General features: G+C 36.0%; 21 protein-coding genes and 1 pseudogene. 16 read left to right on the top strand and 6 right to left on the bottom strand.

Annotated elements, in window-relative coordinates:
• Positions 1 to 4 precede the first annotated feature (4 nt).
• The 4 genes from EC501_RS13525 (at position 5) to EC501_RS13510 (ending at position 1828) form a co-directional block, all read left to right on the top strand.
• On the top strand, positions 5 to 292 hold the full coding sequence (locus EC501_RS13525) for a phage holin (protein ID WP_122972835.1): 288 nt from the start codon (positions 5 to 7) through the stop codon (positions 290 to 292).
• Positions 292 to 1128 carry an N-acetylmuramoyl-L-alanine amidase family protein gene (locus EC501_RS13520; RefSeq protein WP_122972834.1) on the top strand — a complete coding sequence of 279 codons (837 nt, stop codon included), beginning with the start codon at positions 292 to 294 and terminating at the stop codon, positions 1126 to 1128. The genes EC501_RS13525 and EC501_RS13520 overlap by 1 nt, the downstream gene beginning before the upstream one ends.
• A gap of 140 nt (positions 1129 to 1268) precedes the next feature.
• On the top strand, positions 1269 to 1490 hold the full coding sequence (locus EC501_RS13515) for a transcriptional regulator (RefSeq protein WP_122972833.1): 222 nt from the start codon (positions 1269 to 1271) through the stop codon (positions 1488 to 1490).
• Positions 1487 to 1828, top strand: a complete 342-nt coding sequence (locus EC501_RS13510) for a YhjD family protein (protein ID WP_122972832.1) — start codon at positions 1487 to 1489, stop codon at positions 1826 to 1828. Before EC501_RS13515 ends, EC501_RS13510 begins: the two co-directional genes overlap by 4 nt.
• A gap of 37 nt (positions 1829 to 1865) precedes the next feature.
• Here the strand turns inward: EC501_RS13510 and EC501_RS13505 are convergent, their stop codons facing one another.
• Positions 1866 to 2591, bottom strand: coding sequence for a hypothetical protein (locus EC501_RS13505; RefSeq protein WP_122972831.1), 726 nt, complete (start codon positions 2589 to 2591; stop codon positions 1866 to 1868).
• 220 nt (positions 2592 to 2811) lie between these two features.
• On the opposite strand from EC501_RS13505, the pseudogene rpsI reads away from it, so the two are divergent.
• The 4 genes and pseudogenes from rpsI to EC501_RS13485 all read left to right on the top strand — a co-directional run.
• Positions 2812 to 2877 (top strand): annotated as a pseudogene (gene rpsI / locus EC501_RS13500) (30S ribosomal protein S9); the annotation flags it as partial.
• A gap of 295 nt (positions 2878 to 3172) precedes the next feature.
• Positions 3173 to 4369 carry a hypothetical protein gene (locus EC501_RS13495; RefSeq protein ID WP_122972830.1) on the top strand — a complete coding sequence of 399 codons (1197 nt, stop codon included), beginning with the start codon at positions 3173 to 3175 and terminating at the stop codon, positions 4367 to 4369.
• 69 nt (positions 4370 to 4438) lie between these two features.
• Positions 4439 to 5668, top strand: a complete 1230-nt coding sequence (locus EC501_RS13490) for a Zn-dependent hydrolase (RefSeq protein WP_122972829.1) — start codon at positions 4439 to 4441, stop codon at positions 5666 to 5668.
• Position 5669: 1 nt separating this feature from the next.
• Positions 5670 to 6845: an amidohydrolase gene (locus tag EC501_RS13485; RefSeq protein ID WP_122972828.1), complete on the top strand. Its 1176-nt coding sequence runs from the start codon at positions 5670 to 5672 to the stop codon at positions 6843 to 6845.
• A 113-nt stretch (positions 6846 to 6958) separates the two neighbouring features.
• Here EC501_RS13485 and EC501_RS13480 read toward each other — a convergent pair whose 3' ends face one another.
• Positions 6959 to 7933: a S8 family peptidase gene (locus tag EC501_RS13480; RefSeq protein WP_122972827.1), complete on the bottom strand. Its 975-nt coding sequence runs from the start codon at positions 7931 to 7933 to the stop codon at positions 6959 to 6961.
• Between the two features lie 956 nt (positions 7934 to 8889).
• Between EC501_RS13480 and EC501_RS18410 the strand changes: the two genes are divergently transcribed.
• The 3 genes from EC501_RS18410 (at position 8890) to EC501_RS13470 (ending at position 10635) form a co-directional block, all read left to right on the top strand.
• Positions 8890 to 9063: a hypothetical protein gene (locus EC501_RS18410; RefSeq protein ID WP_158599716.1), complete on the top strand. Its 174-nt coding sequence runs from the start codon at positions 8890 to 8892 to the stop codon at positions 9061 to 9063.
• Positions 9064 to 9541: 478 nt separating this feature from the next.
• A complete protein-coding gene (locus EC501_RS13475) occupies positions 9542 to 10258 on the top strand; it encodes a class A sortase (RefSeq protein ID WP_122972826.1) in 717 nt (238 codons plus the stop codon).
• 113 nt (positions 10259 to 10371) lie between these two features.
• Positions 10372 to 10635, top strand: coding sequence for an alpha/beta-type small acid-soluble spore protein (locus EC501_RS13470; protein ID WP_122972825.1), 264 nt, complete (start codon positions 10372 to 10374; stop codon positions 10633 to 10635).
• 50 nt (positions 10636 to 10685) lie between these two features.
• On the opposite strand, the gene EC501_RS13465 is transcribed toward EC501_RS13470, so the two are convergent.
• Together EC501_RS13465 and EC501_RS13460 are read right to left on the bottom strand one after the other, a co-directional pair.
• The gene (locus EC501_RS13465; RefSeq protein WP_122972824.1) at positions 10686 to 11357 is read right to left on the bottom strand and encodes a GNAT family N-acetyltransferase; all 672 of its coding nucleotides are present in this window, start codon (positions 11355 to 11357) and stop codon (positions 10686 to 10688) included.
• 24 nt (positions 11358 to 11381) lie between these two features.
• Positions 11382 to 12242 carry a carbon-nitrogen hydrolase family protein gene (locus EC501_RS13460; protein ID WP_122972823.1) on the bottom strand — a complete coding sequence of 287 codons (861 nt, stop codon included), beginning with the start codon at positions 12240 to 12242 and terminating at the stop codon, positions 11382 to 11384.
• A 154-nt stretch (positions 12243 to 12396) separates the two neighbouring features.
• On the opposite strand from EC501_RS13460, the gene EC501_RS13455 reads away from it, so the two are divergent.
• The 4 genes from EC501_RS13455 (at position 12397) to EC501_RS13440 (ending at position 17979) form a co-directional block, all read left to right on the top strand.
• Positions 12397 to 14136, top strand: a complete 1740-nt coding sequence (locus EC501_RS13455) for an ABC transporter ATP-binding protein (RefSeq protein ID WP_122972822.1) — start codon at positions 12397 to 12399, stop codon at positions 14134 to 14136.
• Positions 14129 to 15952 carry an ABC transporter ATP-binding protein gene (locus EC501_RS13450; RefSeq protein ID WP_122972821.1) on the top strand — a complete coding sequence of 608 codons (1824 nt, stop codon included), beginning with the start codon at positions 14129 to 14131 and terminating at the stop codon, positions 15950 to 15952. The genes EC501_RS13455 and EC501_RS13450 overlap by 8 nt, the downstream gene beginning before the upstream one ends.
• Positions 15953 to 16127: 175 nt before the next feature.
• Positions 16128 to 16841, top strand: a complete 714-nt coding sequence (locus EC501_RS13445; protein ID WP_122972820.1) for an N-acetylmuramoyl-L-alanine amidase — start codon at positions 16128 to 16130, stop codon at positions 16839 to 16841.
• 79 nt (positions 16842 to 16920) lie between these two features.
• Positions 16921 to 17979: an Mrp/NBP35 family ATP-binding protein gene (locus EC501_RS13440; protein ID WP_122972819.1), complete on the top strand. Its 1059-nt coding sequence runs from the start codon at positions 16921 to 16923 to the stop codon at positions 17977 to 17979.
• Between the two features lie 47 nt (positions 17980 to 18026).
• Here the strand turns inward: EC501_RS13440 and gerD are convergent, their stop codons facing one another.
• Positions 18027 to 18710: a spore germination lipoprotein GerD gene (gerD, locus tag EC501_RS13430; RefSeq protein WP_158599715.1), complete on the bottom strand. Its 684-nt coding sequence runs from the start codon at positions 18708 to 18710 to the stop codon at positions 18027 to 18029.
• 111 nt (positions 18711 to 18821) lie between these two features.
• Between gerD and EC501_RS13425 the strand changes: the two genes are divergently transcribed.
• Positions 18822 to 19508, top strand: a complete 687-nt coding sequence (locus EC501_RS13425; RefSeq protein WP_122972818.1) for a KinB-signaling pathway activation protein — start codon at positions 18822 to 18824, stop codon at positions 19506 to 19508.
• Between the two features lie 53 nt (positions 19509 to 19561).
• Here EC501_RS13425 and EC501_RS13420 read toward each other — a convergent pair whose 3' ends face one another.
• Positions 19562 to 20215: a hypothetical protein gene (locus EC501_RS13420; protein ID WP_122972817.1), complete on the bottom strand. Its 654-nt coding sequence runs from the start codon at positions 20213 to 20215 to the stop codon at positions 19562 to 19564.
• Between the last annotated feature and the right edge of the window lie 252 nt (positions 20216 to 20467).

The raw sequence follows: 20467 nt of genomic DNA, 5'->3' as shown, positions 1-20467 counted from the left end.
GATTATGAAAATTAATTGGAAAGTACGTTTTACTAAGGAAAATAAAACATTTATTTTACGATTTTTAGCAGCTTTAATTATTCCAGTCCTTACTTACTTTGGACTACAATTTACTGATTTGACTAGCTGGGGTGCTGTATGGGATTTATTTAAACAGTTTATTAGCAATCCATACCTAGTAATTCTTACAATTATCAATGCATTAAATATGCTTCCAGACCCAACAACTAACGGACTTAGTGATAGCAAACAAGTCTTATCTTATAACGAACCTAGAAAGGATGAGGAATAATGAGTTATACAATAGCATTAGACGATGGGCATGGAATGGAGACAGCTGGCAAACGTACTCCAAAGTTTAATGACGGAACTTTTATGCGTGAAAATGAATTTAACCGAGCTGTTGTAAATTATTTAAACGTTGAATTAAAACGATGTGGATTTAAAACACTTCTAACAGCTCCAACAGATGAAGATACTCCACTTGCGACACGCGTATCTATAGCTAACAAGAATAAAGTGGATGCTTTTGTTTCTGTTCACGCCAATGCATTTACAGGTTCCTGGGGTGAAGCGAATGGGGTAGAAGTTTTTGTTGGCATGAGTAAACAATCGAAAGAGTTAGGTAAGGCTGTTCATAAATATTTGCTACAAGGCACCAAACAAACGGATCGTGGTGTTAAAAATGGGACACATTTATACGTAATTTCTCGGACTGTTGCACCTGCAATCTTAGTAGAATGCGCATTCATGGATAATAAAGTTGAAGCAGAATTATTACGTACAGATTCATTTAGAAAAGAATGTGCAATTGAAATCGCTAAAGGAATATGTGAAGCGTTTAAAGTGAAGTATGTAAAAGAGAAGGTACAGGTTGCTGCAAAGCAAAAAGTTAAACGCAAACGTCATAATGTCCGTGTGTATTGGTTCCCATCCGCAACAAATTCAGGATTAGTAGCTTTGAAAAAGTATTTAGATAGTAAGAAATTAGACTACAAAGTTACTCAAACGAATGGAAAGTTCATGCTTGAATCCTATTGGTACCCACAAGATTCAAAAGGTAAGTATGCCTTAGAACAATGGTTACAAGCAAAAGGATTTAATTATGATATACAATTAGAAAAATAAGTGCAAAAGACCAGGCTCACAATTAAAGTGAATGCATGGTCTTTTTTTGTTCAAATATCATAGTTCCAATTGAATAACAGGAACAAATGTTCTATAATTACCTTAAAAAGAACGAATGTCCTTATAAAGGAGTGGTATTAATGAAAGGACAGTTATTAAAAGCAATGCAACGCAATCAGTTAGTTGATATGATGTACATTGCTAAAAATGGCGAAATCACTAAAAGACGTATTAAAGTAACGAAAGTATCTGATGATAAATTTAATGCTTATTGCTTTTTGAAACATGCTAATCGAGTATTTTGTATCGATAATGTTCTAGCATTAGTACCAGTTATCCGGAAAGAGCGTGAAGTAATTTGATTGACTTTAATGCTGCTGAATTAATTCATAAACAAATCATCCTTGATTTAACTAAACGAACTTTAGAGCGCGATCTAAAACATTTAAATGATATTAAAATAAATCGTCCATTAGCTATGTGGATGGGGCAACAAATTATTGTAGTTCAAAATGAATTAAGAGAAGTGAGATCCCAACTAGGTAAGAGTGGTATTAAAGTACAAGCGGAAATTCGAATTGATAAAGACATCACAGAATATGTGATTATGGATAAGGGGACTGAACATCATAGTAGATACATGAATATTGCACTAAAAAATAAGGTTGATGATGAGATAAAGCGATTATTAAACGTGTAATAAAAAAAGCCACTCAATGAGTGACTCTTTCTATTGTTTAATCTGTTGTTTGTTGTGTTAATCCTAAATTCTCTTCAATAGATAGTCTATTTGCCATAGCCTGCATTAATTCTACATCACCAGAAGAAATTATTGATTTAATTTCTTCAACTTTAGATGGTTTTAAATTACCTTCATCAAACATTTCTGCGGCGCTTCTACTTGCTATTGCACGATAATCTGCAGATTCAATTAACTTTTCTTTATAGCTTTCTAATAACTTTTTATTCTCTTTTGATAAATTTTCTCCTTCAAATTCCGCTATATTATCGCTTAGCACATTATAGTTTGTCTCAATAAAAGTCATATTTCGATACGCTGTGTACACGTCTACTGAACCATCTGATACACCATTAAATGTTGTTACCCATAAATCATTCCAAATTCTATCATATTCAGCCTGAAAGTCATCAATCGCTGGTAACACTTCAGTTTGATAATAAGTCACCTCGTCTTGCGAAGGTTTTTCTGTAGATTCTTCTTCTTTCGGTTCCTCAGTTTTTTCTGATGTTTCAGCTACTTCTTTAGTTTCACTTTCCACAGCTTGTTTTGTAGTATTCTTCGAATCTGGTGATGGAATAAACAATGCAATTATAAATACTACAAAAGATAGAGCTAATACAAGTCCACCTTTCATTTTTTTCTTTCTAATTAATCCTAGAATTAATAAAATGATTCCTACTATTATTCCTAAAAATCCTATTACACCTAAAAAAGCACTCAAATTTTTCACCTCATTATTATTTTGTACATAAATAACTATAAAGGTAATTCATAACAATATCACATATTTTTTTACTATATCATCACAAAAATGATGATGTTTTGATGATACCACCTCAATTGTAGGTATACATTTGTATAAAAAAGCGAATACCTACAGAGCAAAAGTATAACGAGAATCTAACATTATATAACTAGATATTAGAATATATATTTCATGTGTGAAAGAACGTAAAAAATACGGTCTTAAAGGTGCTCGTCGTGCGCCTCAGTTCTCAAAACGTTAATTATTATATCAACGTTTCAAAACCCTTCTCGGTTTACCGAGAAGGGTTTTTTTGTGCCTTCAAAACTCCTCACGAAAAAACCCATGATTAGACTTTCAAATAATAGTGCAATCCTTCTTATGGTACTTGTGATTTTTTTAAATACTTAACTCATTTATCTTCCGACATTGGCAATATTTTTTTCTAGAATTCGCCTATATATTTTTTAATATTTTAAATTATCTTTAAATTTAGTCTATTAAATGTTAGTATATTAGAAAAATAAAGATAGAAATGAAAGTGAAGTGATTTAATTATGTCCCAAATGTTAGCTTTAGTTATTCTCGTGTTTATTTTATTTATCGGGGACTTCGTAGCAGTTCGTACAAAAGCTTGGGTTCCCTCCATCTTTGTTTGTGCTGTTTTATTTCTTGCAGGATATTGGACATTCTTCCCGAAAGAAATTGTTTCTTTAGCGGGAGTTCCGCCAGTTGTTGCAACTATGATGATGTATTTATTGATTACAAATATGGGGACATTGCTATCACTTCAAGAATTGAAAAAACAATGGAAGACGGTTGTAATTGCTCTTTCAGGAATTTTAGGGATTATTGTCGTGTTATTTGCAGTAGGAACATTTCTTTTCGGATTCGAGACGATCGTTGTTGCGATACCACCATTAGTCGGTGGAGTAGTTTCTTCGTTGATTATGTCTGAGGCTGCACAGGAAGCGGGGTTGACGAGTCTATCCGTTTTCGCCATTGTCATTTATGTGATGCAAGGTTTTGCTGGATATCCAATCACCTCGATTGTTCTTAAAAAAGAAGGGAAAAAGCTTCTTACCGAATATCGGAATGGCCGTCTAGCGGCAAAAGAATCGATAGGGGAAGCAGCGGTTACGAAGGAGGAACCTAAATCTCAATTTAAGCTAATTAACAGCATACCGGAAAAATACAATACAGAGTTCTTTAAATTATTTAGACTTGCCCTTGTTGCCTATCTCGCTTATTTAGTTTCAACGGTTCTTGCCCCAATTGTAGAGATTAGTCCATTTGTTTTATGTTTATTGTTCGGTGTTATTGCAAGTAGCATCGGTCTTTTGGAGAAACAAGTGCTGCAAAAGGCAAATAGCTTTGGAATAGCGATCTTAGTTTTGATTTTATTTGTTTTAGATGGTTTAAAAAATGCCTCTCCAACTATGATGCTCGAAATCATTTATCCACTTGTTGGAACAATTATTTTAGGCGTTATCGGAATGTATATCTTCTCCTTTATTGCGGGGAAAATGCTTAAAGTTTCGAAAAATATGGCTTTTGCGGTATCACTAACGGCCCTTTATGGATTCCCCGCTGACTATATTATTACGAATGAAGTGATTAAGTCATTAACGGATGATAAGGAAGAACAAGACATGCTGACAAGTTATATGCTATCTCCTATGCTTGTTGGTGGATTTATTACCGTGACCATTGTTTCGGTCATTTTAGCGGGCATCTTTGTCGGATTTTTATAAATGATTAAAGGAGGCAATCACTTACAAAGTGGCTTGCCTCTTAACAATTTTTAGCAAGGAGAGAATGGAATGAAAACGATTCAGGAGCGGATTGAAGAGCATATCCATACGATTAGTGAATTTACCGCCACACCAGGTAACGGAACGACTCGATTAACATACAGTCAGGAAGATTTGAAAACTCGAAACTACATTAAAGAAAAAATGAAGGAACTAGGCTTGGAGGTTCGTGAAGATGGTCTCGGTAACATTTTTGGAAAACTGGAAGGAACGCTAAAGGATGGGCCTAGTGTATTAATCGGATCCCATTTTGACTCAGTGCCTAATGGTGGTGCTTATGATGGCCCAGCTGGAGTAGTAACTGCTTTGGAAGTAGCTAGCCTTTTTGTTGAAAATCAATTGAAGCCGAAGTACCCTCTCGAAGTCGTGGCTTTAATTGAAGAGGAAGGGGCAAGGTTTGCAGGAGGTTTGATGGGATCAAGGGGAATGGTCGGAGCACTCAGTGAGGAAGAATTTTATCGATTAAAAGATAAAGAAGGAATCTCTACTGTAGATGCTATGAAGGCGATTGGGCTGGATCCTACTCGCCCAAAAACAAGGTATCCAAAAACAATGAAAGCTTTTTTAGAATTACATATTGAACAAGGGCCATTCTTAGAAGAGCGGGATATCCCAGTTGGTATTGTGGATGCAATTGTAGGTCTTGCCCAATTAGAAGTAACGGTAGAAGGAAAAGCAGGTCATGCGGGGACAACTCCGATGGATCGACGTGCGGATGCTTTAGTTAAAGCAGCTGAACTGATTGCGCAGTTACCAAAGTTAGCAGTTGAGGAAGGGGAAGGAACGGTCATTACGACAGGTCGTTTGAATGTCTTTCCAAACGGTGCCAATGTTATTCCTGATCGAGTGGTCTTTTCTATAGACATCCGTTCAGGTAAAGAGGAGCATGTTCAAAACGTTATTAAGAAGGTAAAGGATTTACTAGATTGTAATCGTAAAAATGGAATTGAAATATCAGTCGAACAAAGCTTGTATATGGAACCTAAACTGTTAGATGAAGGTATAAAGGAAATGATCAAAGAAACTTGTAATGCTTTGAACTTAGAGTATCTTTCTATGAACAGCGGAGCAGGACACGATGCAATGGTATTATCTGATGTTACAAATGTCGGTTTAATTTTTATACCTAGTAAGGACGGTCTTAGTCATTGTCCAGAAGAATGGTCGGATGTGCGGCATATTGCAAATGGTGTGCAAATTTATTTCGAAGTAGCAAAACGATTAACGGAGGCAGAGTAACATGATAAATGAAACAATTAAAAAAGCGATTCAAACGAATAGTGAAGAATTGACGGACATACGTAGAAAACTTCATAGTGAGCCAGAGCTGTCATGGGAAGAAACAGAAACAACTGCATTTGTTTGCAAATACTTAGATAGCCTTTCTATTTCTTATTACAAAACACAACCAACAGGGGTTATTGCAACGATTGAGGGAGGAAAACCGGGTAAGACAGTTGCCTTAAGAGCAGATATGGATGCCTTGTCTGTTGAGGAACTAAACAAAGAGTTGCCATATACCTCTAAATTCGAAGGTAAAATGCATGCATGTGGCCATGATGCCCATACAGCAATGTTACTAATTGCAGCAAAAGCATTGAACGAAGTGAAAGATGATATTCCTGGCAACGTTCGATTAATCTTTCAACCGGCGGAAGAAGTTGCACAAGGAGCGAAAGAGATGGTGAAACAAGGGGCAATGAAGGGCGTTGACCATGTATTCGGTATCCATATTTGGTCGCAAATGCCGACACATAAAGTATCTTGTCAGCCAGGGCCATCCTTTGCATCAGCGGATCTTTTCAAAGTGACATTTAAAGGAAGGGGAGGCCATGGCGCAATACCGCATGCTTGTATTGATGCTGCGATTGTTGCTTCTTCTTTTGTGATGAATGTCCAGTCTGTTGTTTCTAGAACGATTGATCCCCAAAGTCCAGCAGTACTGACAGTAGGGAAGATGGTAGTTGGTACAAGATTCAACGTCATTGCGGAAAATGCAGTTATTGAAGGGACAGTCCGTTGCTTTGACCAAAGTACACGGGATCATGTGGAAACCCAACTTAAGCATTATGCGGAACAAGTAGCAAGTATTTACGGTGCAACAGCACAGGTGGAATATATTCGCGGTACACAGGCAGTTAATAATGATGAAGAAAGTGCGAAATTGGTGCAAAAAGTAGCAACAGCAGCATTTGGAGAAGATGTGTTATATCCTGAAAAACCAACGATGGGCGGCGAGGACTTTAGTGAGTATATGAATGAAGCGCCAGGCAGCTTCGCATTAGTAGGTAGCGGCAATCCTGAAAAAGATACGGAATGGGCCCATCACCATGGTAAATTCAACATTGATGAAGAGGCATTAGCTACAGGTGCTGAACTTTACGCACAATTTGCTTGGGCTTATTTAAATCAATAGGGAGATCTATAGTGGGGATTCATACACTGAGAACTTTCACTCAATTACAGGAAAAGCCCAATTTCTCAAGGAAATTGGGCTTTTGAATCCGTATATACTTCCAGATGGGAAAATTAAATACGGGCTGCATTCATAATTTCATGAATTTTTTCCACTAAATTAAGTAGGATGAAACCATTACCTTCAGAAGTTTTAAGATTACCTAACGGTAGAGTGCGTTTAACAAGCTGGGCATATATTTCAGTTTCACTGAAAGGTCGACCAAACTCTTTTTCGCTTAAATTAATAAGCAGAGCTATAGCCCCAGCGATATGAGGAGTAGCCATTGAAGTACCGGAAAGAGAGGCGTATTTCTGTCCTAAGTAAGTAGAAATCACTTCTACTCCAGGAGCAACTAAATCGATTTCTTCATTGTTATTTGTAAATGGAGCAAGTGCTAAGTTATTATCTACAGCTCCAACTTGAATGACTTCATTGTATTTTCCAGGATAGGAATACTCGAATGTGTCTTCGCGATTATCGCCTTCGTTTCCTGCTGCAACAACAACAGAGACATTTTGACTAACGGCGTTTTTAATCGCTTCATGTAATTCTGGAACATCTTCAGGCCCACCGAGTGACATTGAGATAACACGGACGCGCTCATCTTGAGGTCCACGCCACTCAACTGCATAATTAATGGCATTAATAATCCACTCATATTCGCCAGAGCCATCTCCAGTTAATGCTTTTAAACTTAAAATTTTTGCCTTAGGGGCAACACCAACAACGCCATCATCATTCAAACTAGCGGCAATTGTTCCAGATACATGGGTTCCGTGTCCATTGTTATCTTCGAATATAGTAGGCTCTCCATCATAATCAGAAGTGAAATTTCGCCCATCGATAATTTGATCTTTGAGGTCTGGATGATCGGTTTCAATACCAGTATCAATCACTGCAACTACAATACCTTCCCCATGCTTACTAGCTTCCCAAATCGTAGATGCTTGAATTAAATCGATCCCTTTTGGCGTTTCGTTTGTCGTTTCTACAATCGAATCAATAGTGTAGGGAATTAATCTGACTTGTAACGGTTTTTGAATCATATTCATCCTCCTTCAAATTAAAATCGGAAGTTACTAATAAGTAATTTCTTCCTTCTTTTATAAATTCCACAAAAAAGTTTGTATTCCTTCTTCTTCTAAAAGTTATGAGGAAAAAATTTGAATTGTTTATTTGGAAATGTGAACTGTGCGGGATAAAAACTTTTGCGAATTAACTAGGGAGGGAAGGAAATATTTTACTGTTATAGAAGTTTTAATGGTGAACAGTACGAATTTAATATGAAGTGAAAAATAAATGAAAAGCTTTTATATAGCGGCAATTTGGGGTGTTTAGTATGGATTTGTGCTATTATGTTCTTTGTCTTTTTTGGAGAGTACGTTCTCTTTAGTCCGGGAACAAATGGTTTTTTAATTAGCACAATTTTATTACTTATTGGTACAGGGGCTTTATTATGGGAGTCACATACGTATACTCTAAATTTGATTGATCAGAGAATTCCCCATTACGATTTGGAATTATGGGTACCGTGATTGGACTAATTCTCGACTCTTTTTCCTTAGCAAACTATCATTCTATTTTTTCGAAATTAGATGATTCGCAAGTCATTGCCTTCACCGTTTGAATATCTTTTGCCTATGCCTTATATTTAATCATTCCCGCTTTTATCAATTTTTCGCAGAAATCAAAGCAAATGAAAAATGAATAAAGATGAACTCTGTTACTCCCTTTTCCAGAATCGACCTGGAAGAGGTTTTCATTAAATCAATAAATGTATGATTTTGTAAAAATAGGACGAAATTATCTTGTTTATTTGTATACGGAAAAACTAATATTGGGATACATGTTAAAATACTCCCAATTATTTTTTTAAATTAGAAATATTTTATATGCAAATTCAGTTGTTTCTTTAAGAGCGGGAAATATAAAAGAAGTTAAATAACATATTTAAATTTGTTCTTCTAAAAATTTTTGTATTTTGAAAGGAGGTGATGGTTTGTTGCGTAGAAGACTTATGCTCATTGTTTCTATATGTCTAATACTTCTGATGACAGCTTGTAAGGCTGATGAATCTGAAAAATCAAGCCAAACAAAAGGGGAAAAGGATGCTATTCAGGAAGAGAAGATAGAACAAAAAACAAATCCTGCAACTGTCGAAATAGATAATGAGTAATGTGTAAAATTTTGAGATAATTATCGGTTTATTTTCTAAAATTTAAGTGTTTTATAAGAATTTTATATTAAGATTCGATAGAGTAGTGAGAAAATTCATATAGGAATGAATGGAAGGGGGAATCGGTCGCTCTAAACTATTGTTATTACTTATCTTCAATATTTATACCAGTCACCTTTGCAGTTACACTAACTGGTTACGTGGCAGTCAACCTGTATTTTACTGAGAAAGATCAGAATGAAAAAATACAAGAGTTAACAATTGAAAGGGGAGAATTTTTAATTGATTTTATATTACAAGCGGGATTTGATACTGATAATGAAATAGCACCTAAAGGTAAGTACTTTAGGTGCTATTTTTAGAATATAGGGTTTTTAATGAGATTTTACATATAAAAGTTGGACTAATAGGTAAACGATTTTATATCATTTAATATATGTAAATAAAAAGGAATCTTTTTTTACGTAAGGAGAAAAATATGAAGGAAAATAAAAAGAAACTCAAAATAATAAAAAATATAATTCTTTTGATGTTTCTATTTATTGGAATTTTATTAGTATTCCGAGGTCCGATTGAAAATTGGCTTGTTTCAATAGGAATCGACTCATTGGGAATCGATGATTTAAGTGCAAGTGATTTGAAAAAAAATAACAATAAAAATACCACTTTCGACTTTGGAGAGGCATCAGAATTAGATTTACAAACGGTGTTAGAAGCGAATTTCAATAGAGATGAAATAATGGTCATTGGCGCAATAAGTATTCCAAGTGTGAAAATGAATTTGCCAATAGGAAAAGGGACTTCCCGTTATACTTTAGCTTTAACTGCGGGGACGATGGAAGAGGATCAAGTAATGGGCGAAGACAACTATGCTTTAGCTGGACACCATATGACACGGAAAGATTTGCTTTTTAGTCCGCTATATGAAGTGGAAATGGGAGCAGCCGTTTATTTAACCGATTTGAAATACGTTTATGAATATCAAATAGACGAGCAAAGAAGAATTGAAGCAACAGAGGTAGATGTCATTAACGATATAGAGGGAGAGACCATTTTAACCCTCATTACTTGTGATAAAGATGGTGAAGCTAGATTGTTAACTAGAGGCCATTTTGTTAAGAAAATACCGGTAGAAGAAGCATCAAAAACAATTGTAGATGCGTTTAATTTAAAATTAACAAATACATCTAAATAATACAGAAACGAAAACTCTCAACGTTGAATGATTGAGGGTTTTTTCTTTTTTCATAAACCTAACAACATGTTTAACCAATTTCGGGACAAGATAAAAATAAAGGAGGGAATGAAATGGCACGAAGGAATCGTAATAAAATATTAGTCCCAGAAGCCCGTCAAGGACTTGACCAACTTAAAGCGAAAGTTGCTGGAACGAGTGATCCAGAACGAGCGAAGTTTGAAATTGCTGAAGAAGTGGGTGTACCTTTAAAAGAAGGGTATAACGGAAAACTGACATCGGAAGAAGCAGGGAAAGTTGGCGGTAGATTAGGCGGTAATATGGTTAAAGAATTGGTGAAAATGGCTCAAGAAAATTTAAGTGAAAAGCAACAATAATGAAAAGAAGAGGCACTTTCCACATAAGGAAAAGAGCCTTTTCTGTTATTTCAATTCAATTGTTTAAAGGGGTTTTTCCACTCCATTAATACACCATAATGAAGGGATTCTTCATCTTCTAAATAGTTTTCCACGACCGCGATTGGGAGACGTCCGCACCGTAATAAAAAGGAAATAACCGGGTCATGGATTTCTCCATTTACAACGCGCTCTACATATTCATTGGCAGAGTATAGATCTGCATATTTATAGTAATTAGGCATACGACCACCACCTAAAAGACGTTCGAATCCTTTTTCCACTACTACTTGATACATCGCTTGCATCATTATTTTCCCTAATCCGAGAGAGCGAAATGAAGGACGAACACTGATATCTACTATATAAAGGGTATTTCCCTTTTGGTCATGATTTCTAATATACCCGTCGTCGGTCGCTTCTGCCCATGTGTGGGATGGATGTGAAGGGTCGAAGTTGATGCAGACACCGGTCATCGAGCTAACAACTTTTCCATTCATTTCAATACATAATGCCCCATCTGGAAATAATGAAACATGATTCGTTAATTGTTCCTTATTCCACCATAATGCCGATGGAAAAGGGGGTGGAAAACATTCAGCTTGAATATCAATTAATTCATCAAAATCTTCTTTTGTATAATTTCGAACAATTATTTTAACAGGTTTCCCATTATCGAAAAGCCATTGTTCATTTCGATACATTCAACATTCCCCCCTGGAACGATTTTATTTTTCCCAATCAGGATATAAGTCTACTCGTCGGTCACGCCAAGTTGTTACAGATCCCTTTTCCCGAACTTGATAAAGAAGGTCTAAATCTAAATCCGCGGTTACTAACATATCATGATTAATTTCTCCCTCTGCTAACAGTCCTTTTGGAGGGAAAGGAACATCATTTGGTGTAATAATAGCTGCTTGGCCGAAATTTGCCCTCATAAAATCAACAGTAGGCAATGCACCGACAGTACCTGTTAAGATGACATACACTTGGTTTTCAATAGCGCGGGCATGGCTTGTATAACGAACACGGTGGAATCCATGACGGTCATCTGTGCAGGATGGGCAGAAAATGACATCTACTCCCTTTGCCTTTGCCATTCGCACAATTTCAGGAAACTCAATATCGTAACAAGTTAAAATTGCAATCGTACCCTTTTCCGTTTCAAATACTTCCAGACCTTCTCCAGGTGACATGTTCCATTCATCAACTTCAGTAGGCGTAATATGAAGTTTAGCTTGGGTTTTGATTTTCCCATCTGGATAAAACAGATGGGCTGTATTACGCAACTTACCATCGACATTGATCACATGTGTACCTGCGATAATATGGACATTATATTTTTTCGCTAGCTGAGAGAATAACGATTCGTATTGTTCGGTAAAGGAAGGCAGGTCATTAATCGTTAACGCTCTCCCATTTTCTCCTTTAATAGAAAGAAGTTGGGTTGTAAAAAATTCCGGGAATAAAATAAATTCTGTTTCAAATTCTAATGCTGCTTTAATATAGTGTTCGCTTTGGTGTGCGAAGTCTTCAAAGGACTCAATTGTATGTAGATGATATTGAACAGCAGATACTCGCAACTTCATATAATACCTCCGTTTTTTCTTTTATATCTATAGTAGCATATGACTAAAAAGACGTGAAAAAGTTAGACTGTTTTCTTCGGCTTTTTATTGCGCCCTCTTCAATTTAGAAGTAGTATGACAAATAGAATGTAATGGAAAGAAGGCGCATACGTAGATGCAGTCAGTGTTTAAGCTAACAAAATACATAAAGCCTTATTTATTATTTGCCATTATTGCGCCAATCATGATGGTAATTGAGGTATCGATGGATTTAATCCAACCAACGATTATGCAACATATTATTGATAATGGTATTGCAGATAATGATAAACCGTATGTCATTAAAATGTTTATATTCATGGTTTTATGCGCGGTCGTAGGTTTATTAGGTGGAGTCGGTTGCGGCATTTATGCGTCAAAGACGGCGATTAATTTTGCTACGGATATTCGACAAGATCTATATGAAACAATTACTTACTTTTCTAATAGTAATAAGGACCGTTTTACATTGGGGAAATTAATCACGAATATTACAAGCGATGTAGAAATGCTGCAAAGGGCTTTATTAATGCTATTGAAAGTTTTTGTTCGTGGACCGTTAACCTTTATCGGTGCAATTGTCATTGTTTTTATCACTGCACGAGAGCTTTTTCCAATATTATTATTCGTCGTGCCAATTTTAGCTCTAGCCATTTTCTTTTTCACTAAATTATCCGGAAAATTGTTTTTAAAAGTCCAAGAAGCAGTTGATGGGGTGAACACAAAGGTACAGGAAAACTTGGCGGGAATTCGTGTAATCAAAGCATATAATCGTAAAAAACATCAAATCGACCAATTTACGACTGTAAATGGGACATTGATGAAACGGAATATCCATGCCGACCAAATCATCGGAATTTTAATGCCTTTAACGGCTTTTGTCGTGAACATAGGAATTATTCTTGCTTTATGGTTAGGTGCCATTAAAGTGGAAAACGACACGATTGAAGTAGGGATGATTTTAGCATTCATTAACTATTTAATGATGATTATGGGTGGGCTTATGAGTTCATCCAATGTGTTAATGCAAATTGCCCGGGCAATTCCAAGTGCCAATCGTATAGTAGAAGTGTTAGAGGAAAAGCCTGAAATTCATAATATATCAAACCCAATCATTTCTTCTATTAAAGGGGAAGTGACGTTTGAAAATGTTAGTTTCGCCTATAACAAAAACAATGAACCAGTGTTAAAAAATATATCGTTCCGGGCAAAACCCGGTGACACAATCGGGATTATTGGGATGACTGGTAGTGGAAAATCTACAATTGTTCAGCTAATACCGAGATTATTTGATGCGGATCAAGGTGTTGTAAGGATTGATGGTAAACCAATTGCCGAATATGATTTGTCAACGTTACGTAAAGCGATTGGATTTGCTCCCCAAAAGGCTACATTATTTTCAAAAACAATTGAAGAGAATGTGAAATATGGGCGAGATGAAGCAACTTTAGAAGAACTAATAGAAGCTTTAGAATCATCTTGTGCATTGGAATTTGTTGAAAAGTTCGATGATAAGGAGCAACATTTTATCACACAAGGAGCGACGAACTTATCGGGTGGACAAAAGCAGCGTTTAGCAATGGCAAGGGCATTTATTCGAAAGCCTGCAATTTTAATTCTTGATGATACGACTTCTGCTGTAGATAGTATTTCAGAAAAGAGAATTCAACAGGCCATTGCCAATCATTTTAAAGAGAGTACAAAGTTTATTGTCTCTTCAAAAATTTCCTCTATACGTCATGCCGATACAATTTTAGTATTGGATGATGGTTGTATCGTTGGGAAAGGGACGCATGAACAATTGATTGCAACAAATGAAGCTTATCAAGAAATTGTGTCGACTCAAGTTGTAAGAGGAGGGACGCTAAATGAATAAATCATCTGGAAGACAAGCCGGACCACCTCCAATTGGAAGACACCCAGGACCGAGATTTAATGGACCCGCTGAAAAACCAAAGGATCAAAAAGGAACGATTAAACGGATATGGTCCTATTTAAAATATCAACGAATCGGAATGATAAGCGCGGTTATTTTCGTTATTTTTTCTACTTTATTAGGGTTGTTAGGACCGCTTTTGATTGGGATCATTATTGATGAATATATTTTAAAAGAAGATTTAAGTGGCACGATTCGAATGATATTGTTACTTACCGGGATTTATATCGTTGGTGCCCTATTTACTTGGCTACAAACCTTTGTCATGATTCGAGTTTCCCAACAAACGATTCGACAACTTCGTCAACATTTGTTTGAGAAATTCCAGTCCCTTCCTTTATCCTTTTTTGACAAACGTCAGCAAGGAGATTTAATGAGTCGAATGACCAATGATATAGAGAATTTAAATGCGGCTCTATCCCAAAGTGTCATTCAAATTATTTCTACCATTTTAAATGTAGCTGGAACAGCTATTGCGATGTTTTATTTAAACTGGGTATTGGCCCTTGTAACGTTAATGGTTATTCCGTTTATTTTATGGTCGACGAAACAAATTATTAAGCGTAGTAGTAAAAACTACAAGGAACGACAAAGAGATTTAGGAAAATTAAATGGGTTTATCGAAGAGACGATTTCCAATTCCAATATTACAACGATTTTTGGAAAGGAAGAGCAAACGATTGCTCAATTTAAAGAAGCGAATGAAAAACTACGCAGTTCAGCGTTAAAAGCAGAGATCATATCTGGGTTGCTAGGACCGACGAACAACTTTATTAATAACCTAGGAATCGGTTTAGTAATCGGGGTTGGTGCCATTTTGGCATTAAGTAATAGTCTCGTTTCCATCGGTATCATTGCGTCATTTGTAACATATACAAGACAATTTTTCCGTCCTATAAATCAACTATCGAACTTGTTTAATACATTCCAATCTGCCATTGCCGGAGCAGAGCGGGTATTTGAAATTTTAGAACAACAAGATGAAGTGGCAGATAGTCCAAATGCGATTGCTAAAAGCAAATTTGTAGGGGATGTGGAGTTCCGTCAAGTTCAATTTTATTATCAAAAGGACAAACCTGTACTTCATCAAATTTCATTCCATGCAAAGGCAGGAGAAACGATCGCATTAGTTGGTCCTACAGGTTCAGGAAAAACAACAATTATCCAGTTGTTGAATCGTTTTTATGAAGTAAATAGCGGAGAAATTTTAATAGACGGTCAAAACATCCAACAATATAAAATGGAAAACTTACGTGACCATATCGGGGTCGTATTACAAGATACGTATTTATTTTCAGGTACCGTTCGAGAAAACATTCGCTATGGAAAGCTTAGCGCTACCGATGAAGAAGTAGAGCAAGCTGCCAAAATTGCTTACGCCCATAATTTTATAAAATATTTACCGATGGGTTATGAGACGATGCTAGTTTCCGGTGGTATGAACTTAAGTCAAGGACAGCGCCAATTAATTGCCATTGCTCGTGCCATTTTAGAAGATCCAGATATATTAATTTTGGATGAAGCAACTTCTAGTGTCGATACAATGACGGAAGTTCAAATTCAAAAGGGGTTAAACAATTTAATGCAAGGTCGTACAAGCTTTGTCATTGCCCACCGTTTAAAAACAATTGAAAATGCAGATCAAATTTTAGTCATTAAAGATGGTTCAATTATCGAACACGGGAATCATGATTCTTTAATGGAGAAAAAAGGATTTTATGCTACTTTGCAACATCAATTGCAAGTGCAAGCATAAAGAACTATCGGACTGTCCAACTTTTTTAGAAGTTGGTCAGTTTTTTATATTTCGGAAAAGGTTCATTTTTATAGTGAAGTCTCTTACTTTTCAAAAGCTATTTGAAAGTTTGAGCATACAAGTCCAAATTTCAGCGTATAGTAGTGCAAAAGGATGCAAAAGGCGGTGTCAAAGTTTGAAACGATGGATTGCACTAGGTGTTATCTTATTAGGTTGTTTAGGTCTGGTCGTGTATGAGACAAGCGCTTCAGACCGCAGTTTCTTTTTACCAGAACCATTAGGTGGGGTGAAGATTGTTCTCGATGCTGGACATGGTGGGATTGATGGAGGTGCATCATCAGGGGAAGTAGTTGAAAAGGATGTAACTCTTGCCATAACTCAAAAAGTGGCAAAGCAACTAAAGCGTTTAGGAGCCGAAGTTGTTCTAACTCGTTCGACAGATGGCGATGCTTTGGAGGAACATGCACCAAGTGAAGAGTTTTCAACATTACGAGAAAGAAAGAAGCAAGACATTTTTTTACGGTCTAATTTAGTAAAGTCCAACAAACCTGATATTTTTGTAACAATTCATGCCAATGCGATTCCTGAGGAGAAGTGGCGAGGAGCTCAAGTTTTTTATCATAAAGATGGACATCCTAATAGTGAGCTGTTAGCTAAATCGATTCAAACAACAATTAAAGATTCACTACAAAATACTGAACGTGAAGCGTTGGCGATAAAACAAATTTACCTTTTGAAAAAAGCGGAAGTGCCAGCAGTATTAGTAGAAACTGGTTTCTTAAGCAATAGTGAAGAACGGGAGCTTTTATCGAGCGAAGACTATCAAGAAAAAATGGCGAAAGCAATTGTAGATGGAATAGAAAGTTACGTTAATCTAGAATTCGAATGATTTGGAAATTCCAATTACTATAAATAAACAAGCTGTATGATATACTAACATTGGAAGCAAATATAGGGGAGTGTTTCAAGTGATAAATGAACAACAAGTCCGTGAAATATTAGGACAATTACAAGATCCTTTTTTACATAGAACGTTTGCAGAAACAAATGGTATTACAAACGTATCCATTAAAGAAGAGAAAAATCATGTAAGTGTTAAAGTAGCCATTGCTAAAACAAATACGCCAGAACAAATGCAATTACAAATGAAAATTGTAGAGCTTTTAAAAGAGGCTGGCGCAAGTTCTGTAGGGATTCGTTTTGAAGAATTATCACCGGAAGTTTTAGATAGCTTCCGTGGTCAAGCTACAGAAGCGGAAGTCCACGATATATTGTCACCGCTATCAACAGTTCAGTTTATTGCCATTGCATCTGGTAAAGGTGGGGTTGGGAAATCTACAGTATCTGTAAACTTAGCTGTAGCGTTAGCTCGACTTGGCAAAAAAGTTGGTTTGATCGATGCGGATATTTATGGTTTCAGTGTACCTGATATGATGGGAATTCAAGATATGCCTGTAGTAAAAGAAGACCGTATTTACCCTGTAGAACGTAAAGGGGTAAAAGTGATTTCAATGGGATTCTTCGTTGAAAATAATGCACCAATTGTATGGCGTGGACCGATGCTTGGAAAAGTATTAGACCAATTCTTCCGTGATGTAGAATGGGGAGACATTGATTACTTATTATTAGATTTACCTCCTGGAACTGGTGATGTGGCATTAGATATTCACCAAATGTTACCGTCATCAAAAGAAATTATTGTAACAACACCACACCCAACAGCTGCCTTCGTAGCAGCACGTGCGGGAGCTATGGCGTTACAAACAAACCATGATATTTTAGGGGTTATCGAAAACATGGCATGGTTTGAATCGAAAACAACTGGAGAACGAGAATACGTATTCGGAAAAGGTGGAGGTCCTAAACTTGCTGATGAATTAAGAACAGATTTATTAGGACAAATTCCCCTTGGACAACCAGATTGGTCAAACGAAGATTTCGCACCTTCAGTTTATGAAGAAGACCATCCAACAGGTAAGATCTATTTAGAAGCTGCGCAAAAAATTGTCGATAAACTTTCCAAATAAAAGATTTAAAAAAGCGGATTGCATGAAAGCAATCCGCTTTATCTATATTAAGAACCACCGCTACCGGATTCACCGCCACTTCCACTTGCACCTTCTTTTTCTCCACCACCGCCGCCGGATTCACCACCACCAGCTCCACCGCCGGATTCACCACCAGCTCCTGCTGCTTCACCGCTTTTCTTAATTAATTCCTGCCATTTAGTTTGTAACATCGGATTTTCAATTGTTTCCATCACGACTTCTTCCATTTGTTTTCGAAGCGCGGCACTTTTTAAAACAGTTTCAAGTTCCTTTTGCATTTCAGCTTGTCCAAAGAAAGAAATTAAATCTTCTTGATAAGCTGAATCTTTTATTAGCTGCTTCATGATTTCTGTTTGTTGTTCCTTCATGCTATTAGCAAGGTTTTCTTTAAAAGAAGGATCTTCAAATATTTTTTTCCAGAAATCCTGTGCTTCTGGAGATAATAGCGTATCATTTATAGCTGTTTGAACTTCCTCGTGTTCCAATACAACAAGGTCCCGGAAACTTGGGTCCTCTAAAAGTTGGCGTATTGCCTTTTTTCCATCTTCCGTTTGAATCGAGTCCATCATAATTTTTTTAATTTCTTCATAAGAAAGGGTCGGGTTATTAGTAGCGTCATTACAGCTGGCAAGTAAAATAACAATGAACAGTACAGAAAGTAAACGGTTGAACACTTTTATCAGTCCTTTCTTTAAAGGCTCTCTTTTCATTATTGTTCACAATCCTACGCATAATATGTATGGATTGTGACAACAATAGCTTTTTTCAGATGGCATTGTTAAAATATAAAGGTATATCGAAAAAATGGGGGACGTTAAGTCGTGACAATAAGAAATTGGGTTAAGTTTTTCTTTATGTGCATGGTAATTGGTGGTGTTGTTACTGGTGTTGCTGGAATCATCATTCGGTGGAACTTTTTCCAACCGTATTTAGTAGCAGGTGAAATCGGCGAATTTTTAGCCGCTTTCGGGTGGATGATACTATTAGGATGTACAATGAGTGTGATTGCACAAGCGGGATTTTTTGCATATTTAACCTTACATCAAGTAGGAGTGGGAATTTTCCGTACATTAACTTTATGGAATTGGGTTCAAATGCTAATTATCGTCATTCTTTTAGTGGATTTAGTTGTATTTCGTTTTGCTCCGGAGGCAGAAAGTACTAAAGATTGGTTATTTTACGGTGGGCTGTTAATTTTCTTACTTTTTGGTGCGATAGCAACAGCCATCAAAAAAATTCAATTAACAGGAAAGAAACATGTTTTAGTATCATCCCTTTTCTTCATGATTGTTGTAACTTCATTAGAATGGATAATTGCTTTAATGGGTCGCCAAGGGAATATTGATACATATGTCGGTTTATTATTGTTCCCATTAGTAGCGGTTAATGCATACCAATTATTGGTGTTACCAAAGTACAATGCAAAATCAGATGAAGATCGTAAAAGGTTGGAGGAACGTAGAAAAGCTAGAAAAATGGCAGCACAACAAAAATCTTCAAATGCATAAAAAATTGAACATGAAAAAGGCTAAGTCCACTAAAGGAAGGACTTAGCCTTTCTTTATTCCGGCATTTTTTTAGTTTTAATGGTATAACCAAAAACATTTTCCTCTATTGAAACAAATTTTTCGGATTCAATTAGTTTTGAATATTCTTCAAAGTTTGGTTTAGAATTCTCATGTAATTTTAAAGTCATAATTTGACCAGTTGATTTTTTGTAAGTATCTTTAGAATAAATGCTAGAAGGAGAAAGTAAATTAATTTCTTCTTTATAAACAGCTTCTTTTAAGTTTTCCGGAAATTCATAATCGGTTGTCATAAACCATAATGGTTTGTTTTCAAAATGCTTTTCATAAACTTTTAAATCTTTGGTAAATTGGTCGATGGAGTAATTTTCTTTAGCTCCTTTACCTCCAAGTAGTCCAGTTGGGATATTATTTTTCCTTATAAGTTCTACAATTTTAGGTGAACGTGCTATCCAATCAGCATCCAACATTAACAGAGGATAAGGTTGTTTTAATGTTTGGAGCCATTCCTCAAATCCTTCATGAGAAAAGGAAACTTCTACAATTAATGATTGTCCATAATTACCTTTTGAAATAACTAATGGATCTTCTGTTATACGGAAAACTGAAATGATTGAATCTCTTTGTGGGTAAACAAATAATGTTGCAATCACCACTAAAGTTACTGTTACCAACAGTTTGCGAATCATGAATCTTCCCCTTTTTAGCAAAATTTTAATGATGAAAATAGTGTCTTATAAAAAACTTATGAAATAGTGTTGACTTTCATGAATAAACGGGTGTATTATAGAAAAGTCGTCACAAGATAACGTGACACAACATGAACCTTGAAAACTGAACAACAAAACGTTAATGAAATACAGTTTCAACTTAACAGTTGAAACAAAATTTTGGACATCATTATGATGCCAGTGTAAATTTAGAGCTTTATCAAATTTTCT

Origin of the sequence: Lysinibacillus halotolerans (assembly GCF_003711845.1) — a bacterium.
Taxonomy (GTDB): domain Bacteria; phylum Bacillota; class Bacilli; order Bacillales_A; family Planococcaceae; genus Ureibacillus; species Ureibacillus halotolerans.
This window is presented reverse-complemented; position numbering and strand designations above follow the sequence as displayed.

Bases quoted from the DNA above. Each gene is read 5' to 3' on its own strand.
- EC501_RS13470 (WP_122972825.1), top strand. From the start codon at position 10,372: ATGGCACGAAGGAATCGTAATAAAATATTAGTCCCAGAAGCCCGTCAA.
- EC501_RS13490 (WP_122972829.1), top strand. From the start codon at position 4,439: ATGAAAACGATTCAGGAGCGGATTGAAGAGCATATCCATACGATTAGT.
- EC501_RS13525 (WP_122972835.1), top strand. From the start codon at position 5: ATGAAAATTAATTGGAAAGTACGTTTTACTAAGGAAAATAAAACATTT.
- EC501_RS13465 (WP_122972824.1), bottom strand. From the start codon at position 11,357: ATGTATCGAAATGAACAATGGCTTTTCGATAATGGGAAACCTGTTAAA.
- EC501_RS13480 (WP_122972827.1), bottom strand. From the start codon at position 7,933: ATGATTCAAAAACCGTTACAAGTCAGATTAATTCCCTACACTATTGAT.
- EC501_RS13460 (WP_122972823.1), bottom strand. From the start codon at position 12,242: ATGAAGTTGCGAGTATCTGCTGTTCAATATCATCTACATACAATTGAG.
- gerD (WP_158599715.1), bottom strand. From the start codon at position 18,710: ATGAAAAGAGAGCCTTTAAAGAAAGGACTGATAAAAGTGTTCAACCGT.
- EC501_RS13485 (WP_122972828.1), top strand. From the start codon at position 5,670: ATGATAAATGAAACAATTAAAAAAGCGATTCAAACGAATAGTGAAGAA.
- EC501_RS13420 (WP_122972817.1), bottom strand. From the start codon at position 20,215: ATGATTCGCAAACTGTTGGTAACAGTAACTTTAGTGGTGATTGCAACA.
- EC501_RS13475 (WP_122972826.1), top strand. From the start codon at position 9,542: ATGAAGGAAAATAAAAAGAAACTCAAAATAATAAAAAATATAATTCTT.
- EC501_RS13495 (WP_122972830.1), top strand. From the start codon at position 3,173: ATGTCCCAAATGTTAGCTTTAGTTATTCTCGTGTTTATTTTATTTATC.
- EC501_RS13520 (WP_122972834.1), top strand. From the start codon at position 292: ATGAGTTATACAATAGCATTAGACGATGGGCATGGAATGGAGACAGCT.
- EC501_RS13515 (WP_122972833.1), top strand. From the start codon at position 1,269: ATGAAAGGACAGTTATTAAAAGCAATGCAACGCAATCAGTTAGTTGAT.
- EC501_RS13455 (WP_122972822.1), top strand. From the start codon at position 12,397: ATGCAGTCAGTGTTTAAGCTAACAAAATACATAAAGCCTTATTTATTA.
- EC501_RS13450 (WP_122972821.1), top strand. From the start codon at position 14,129: ATGAATAAATCATCTGGAAGACAAGCCGGACCACCTCCAATTGGAAGA.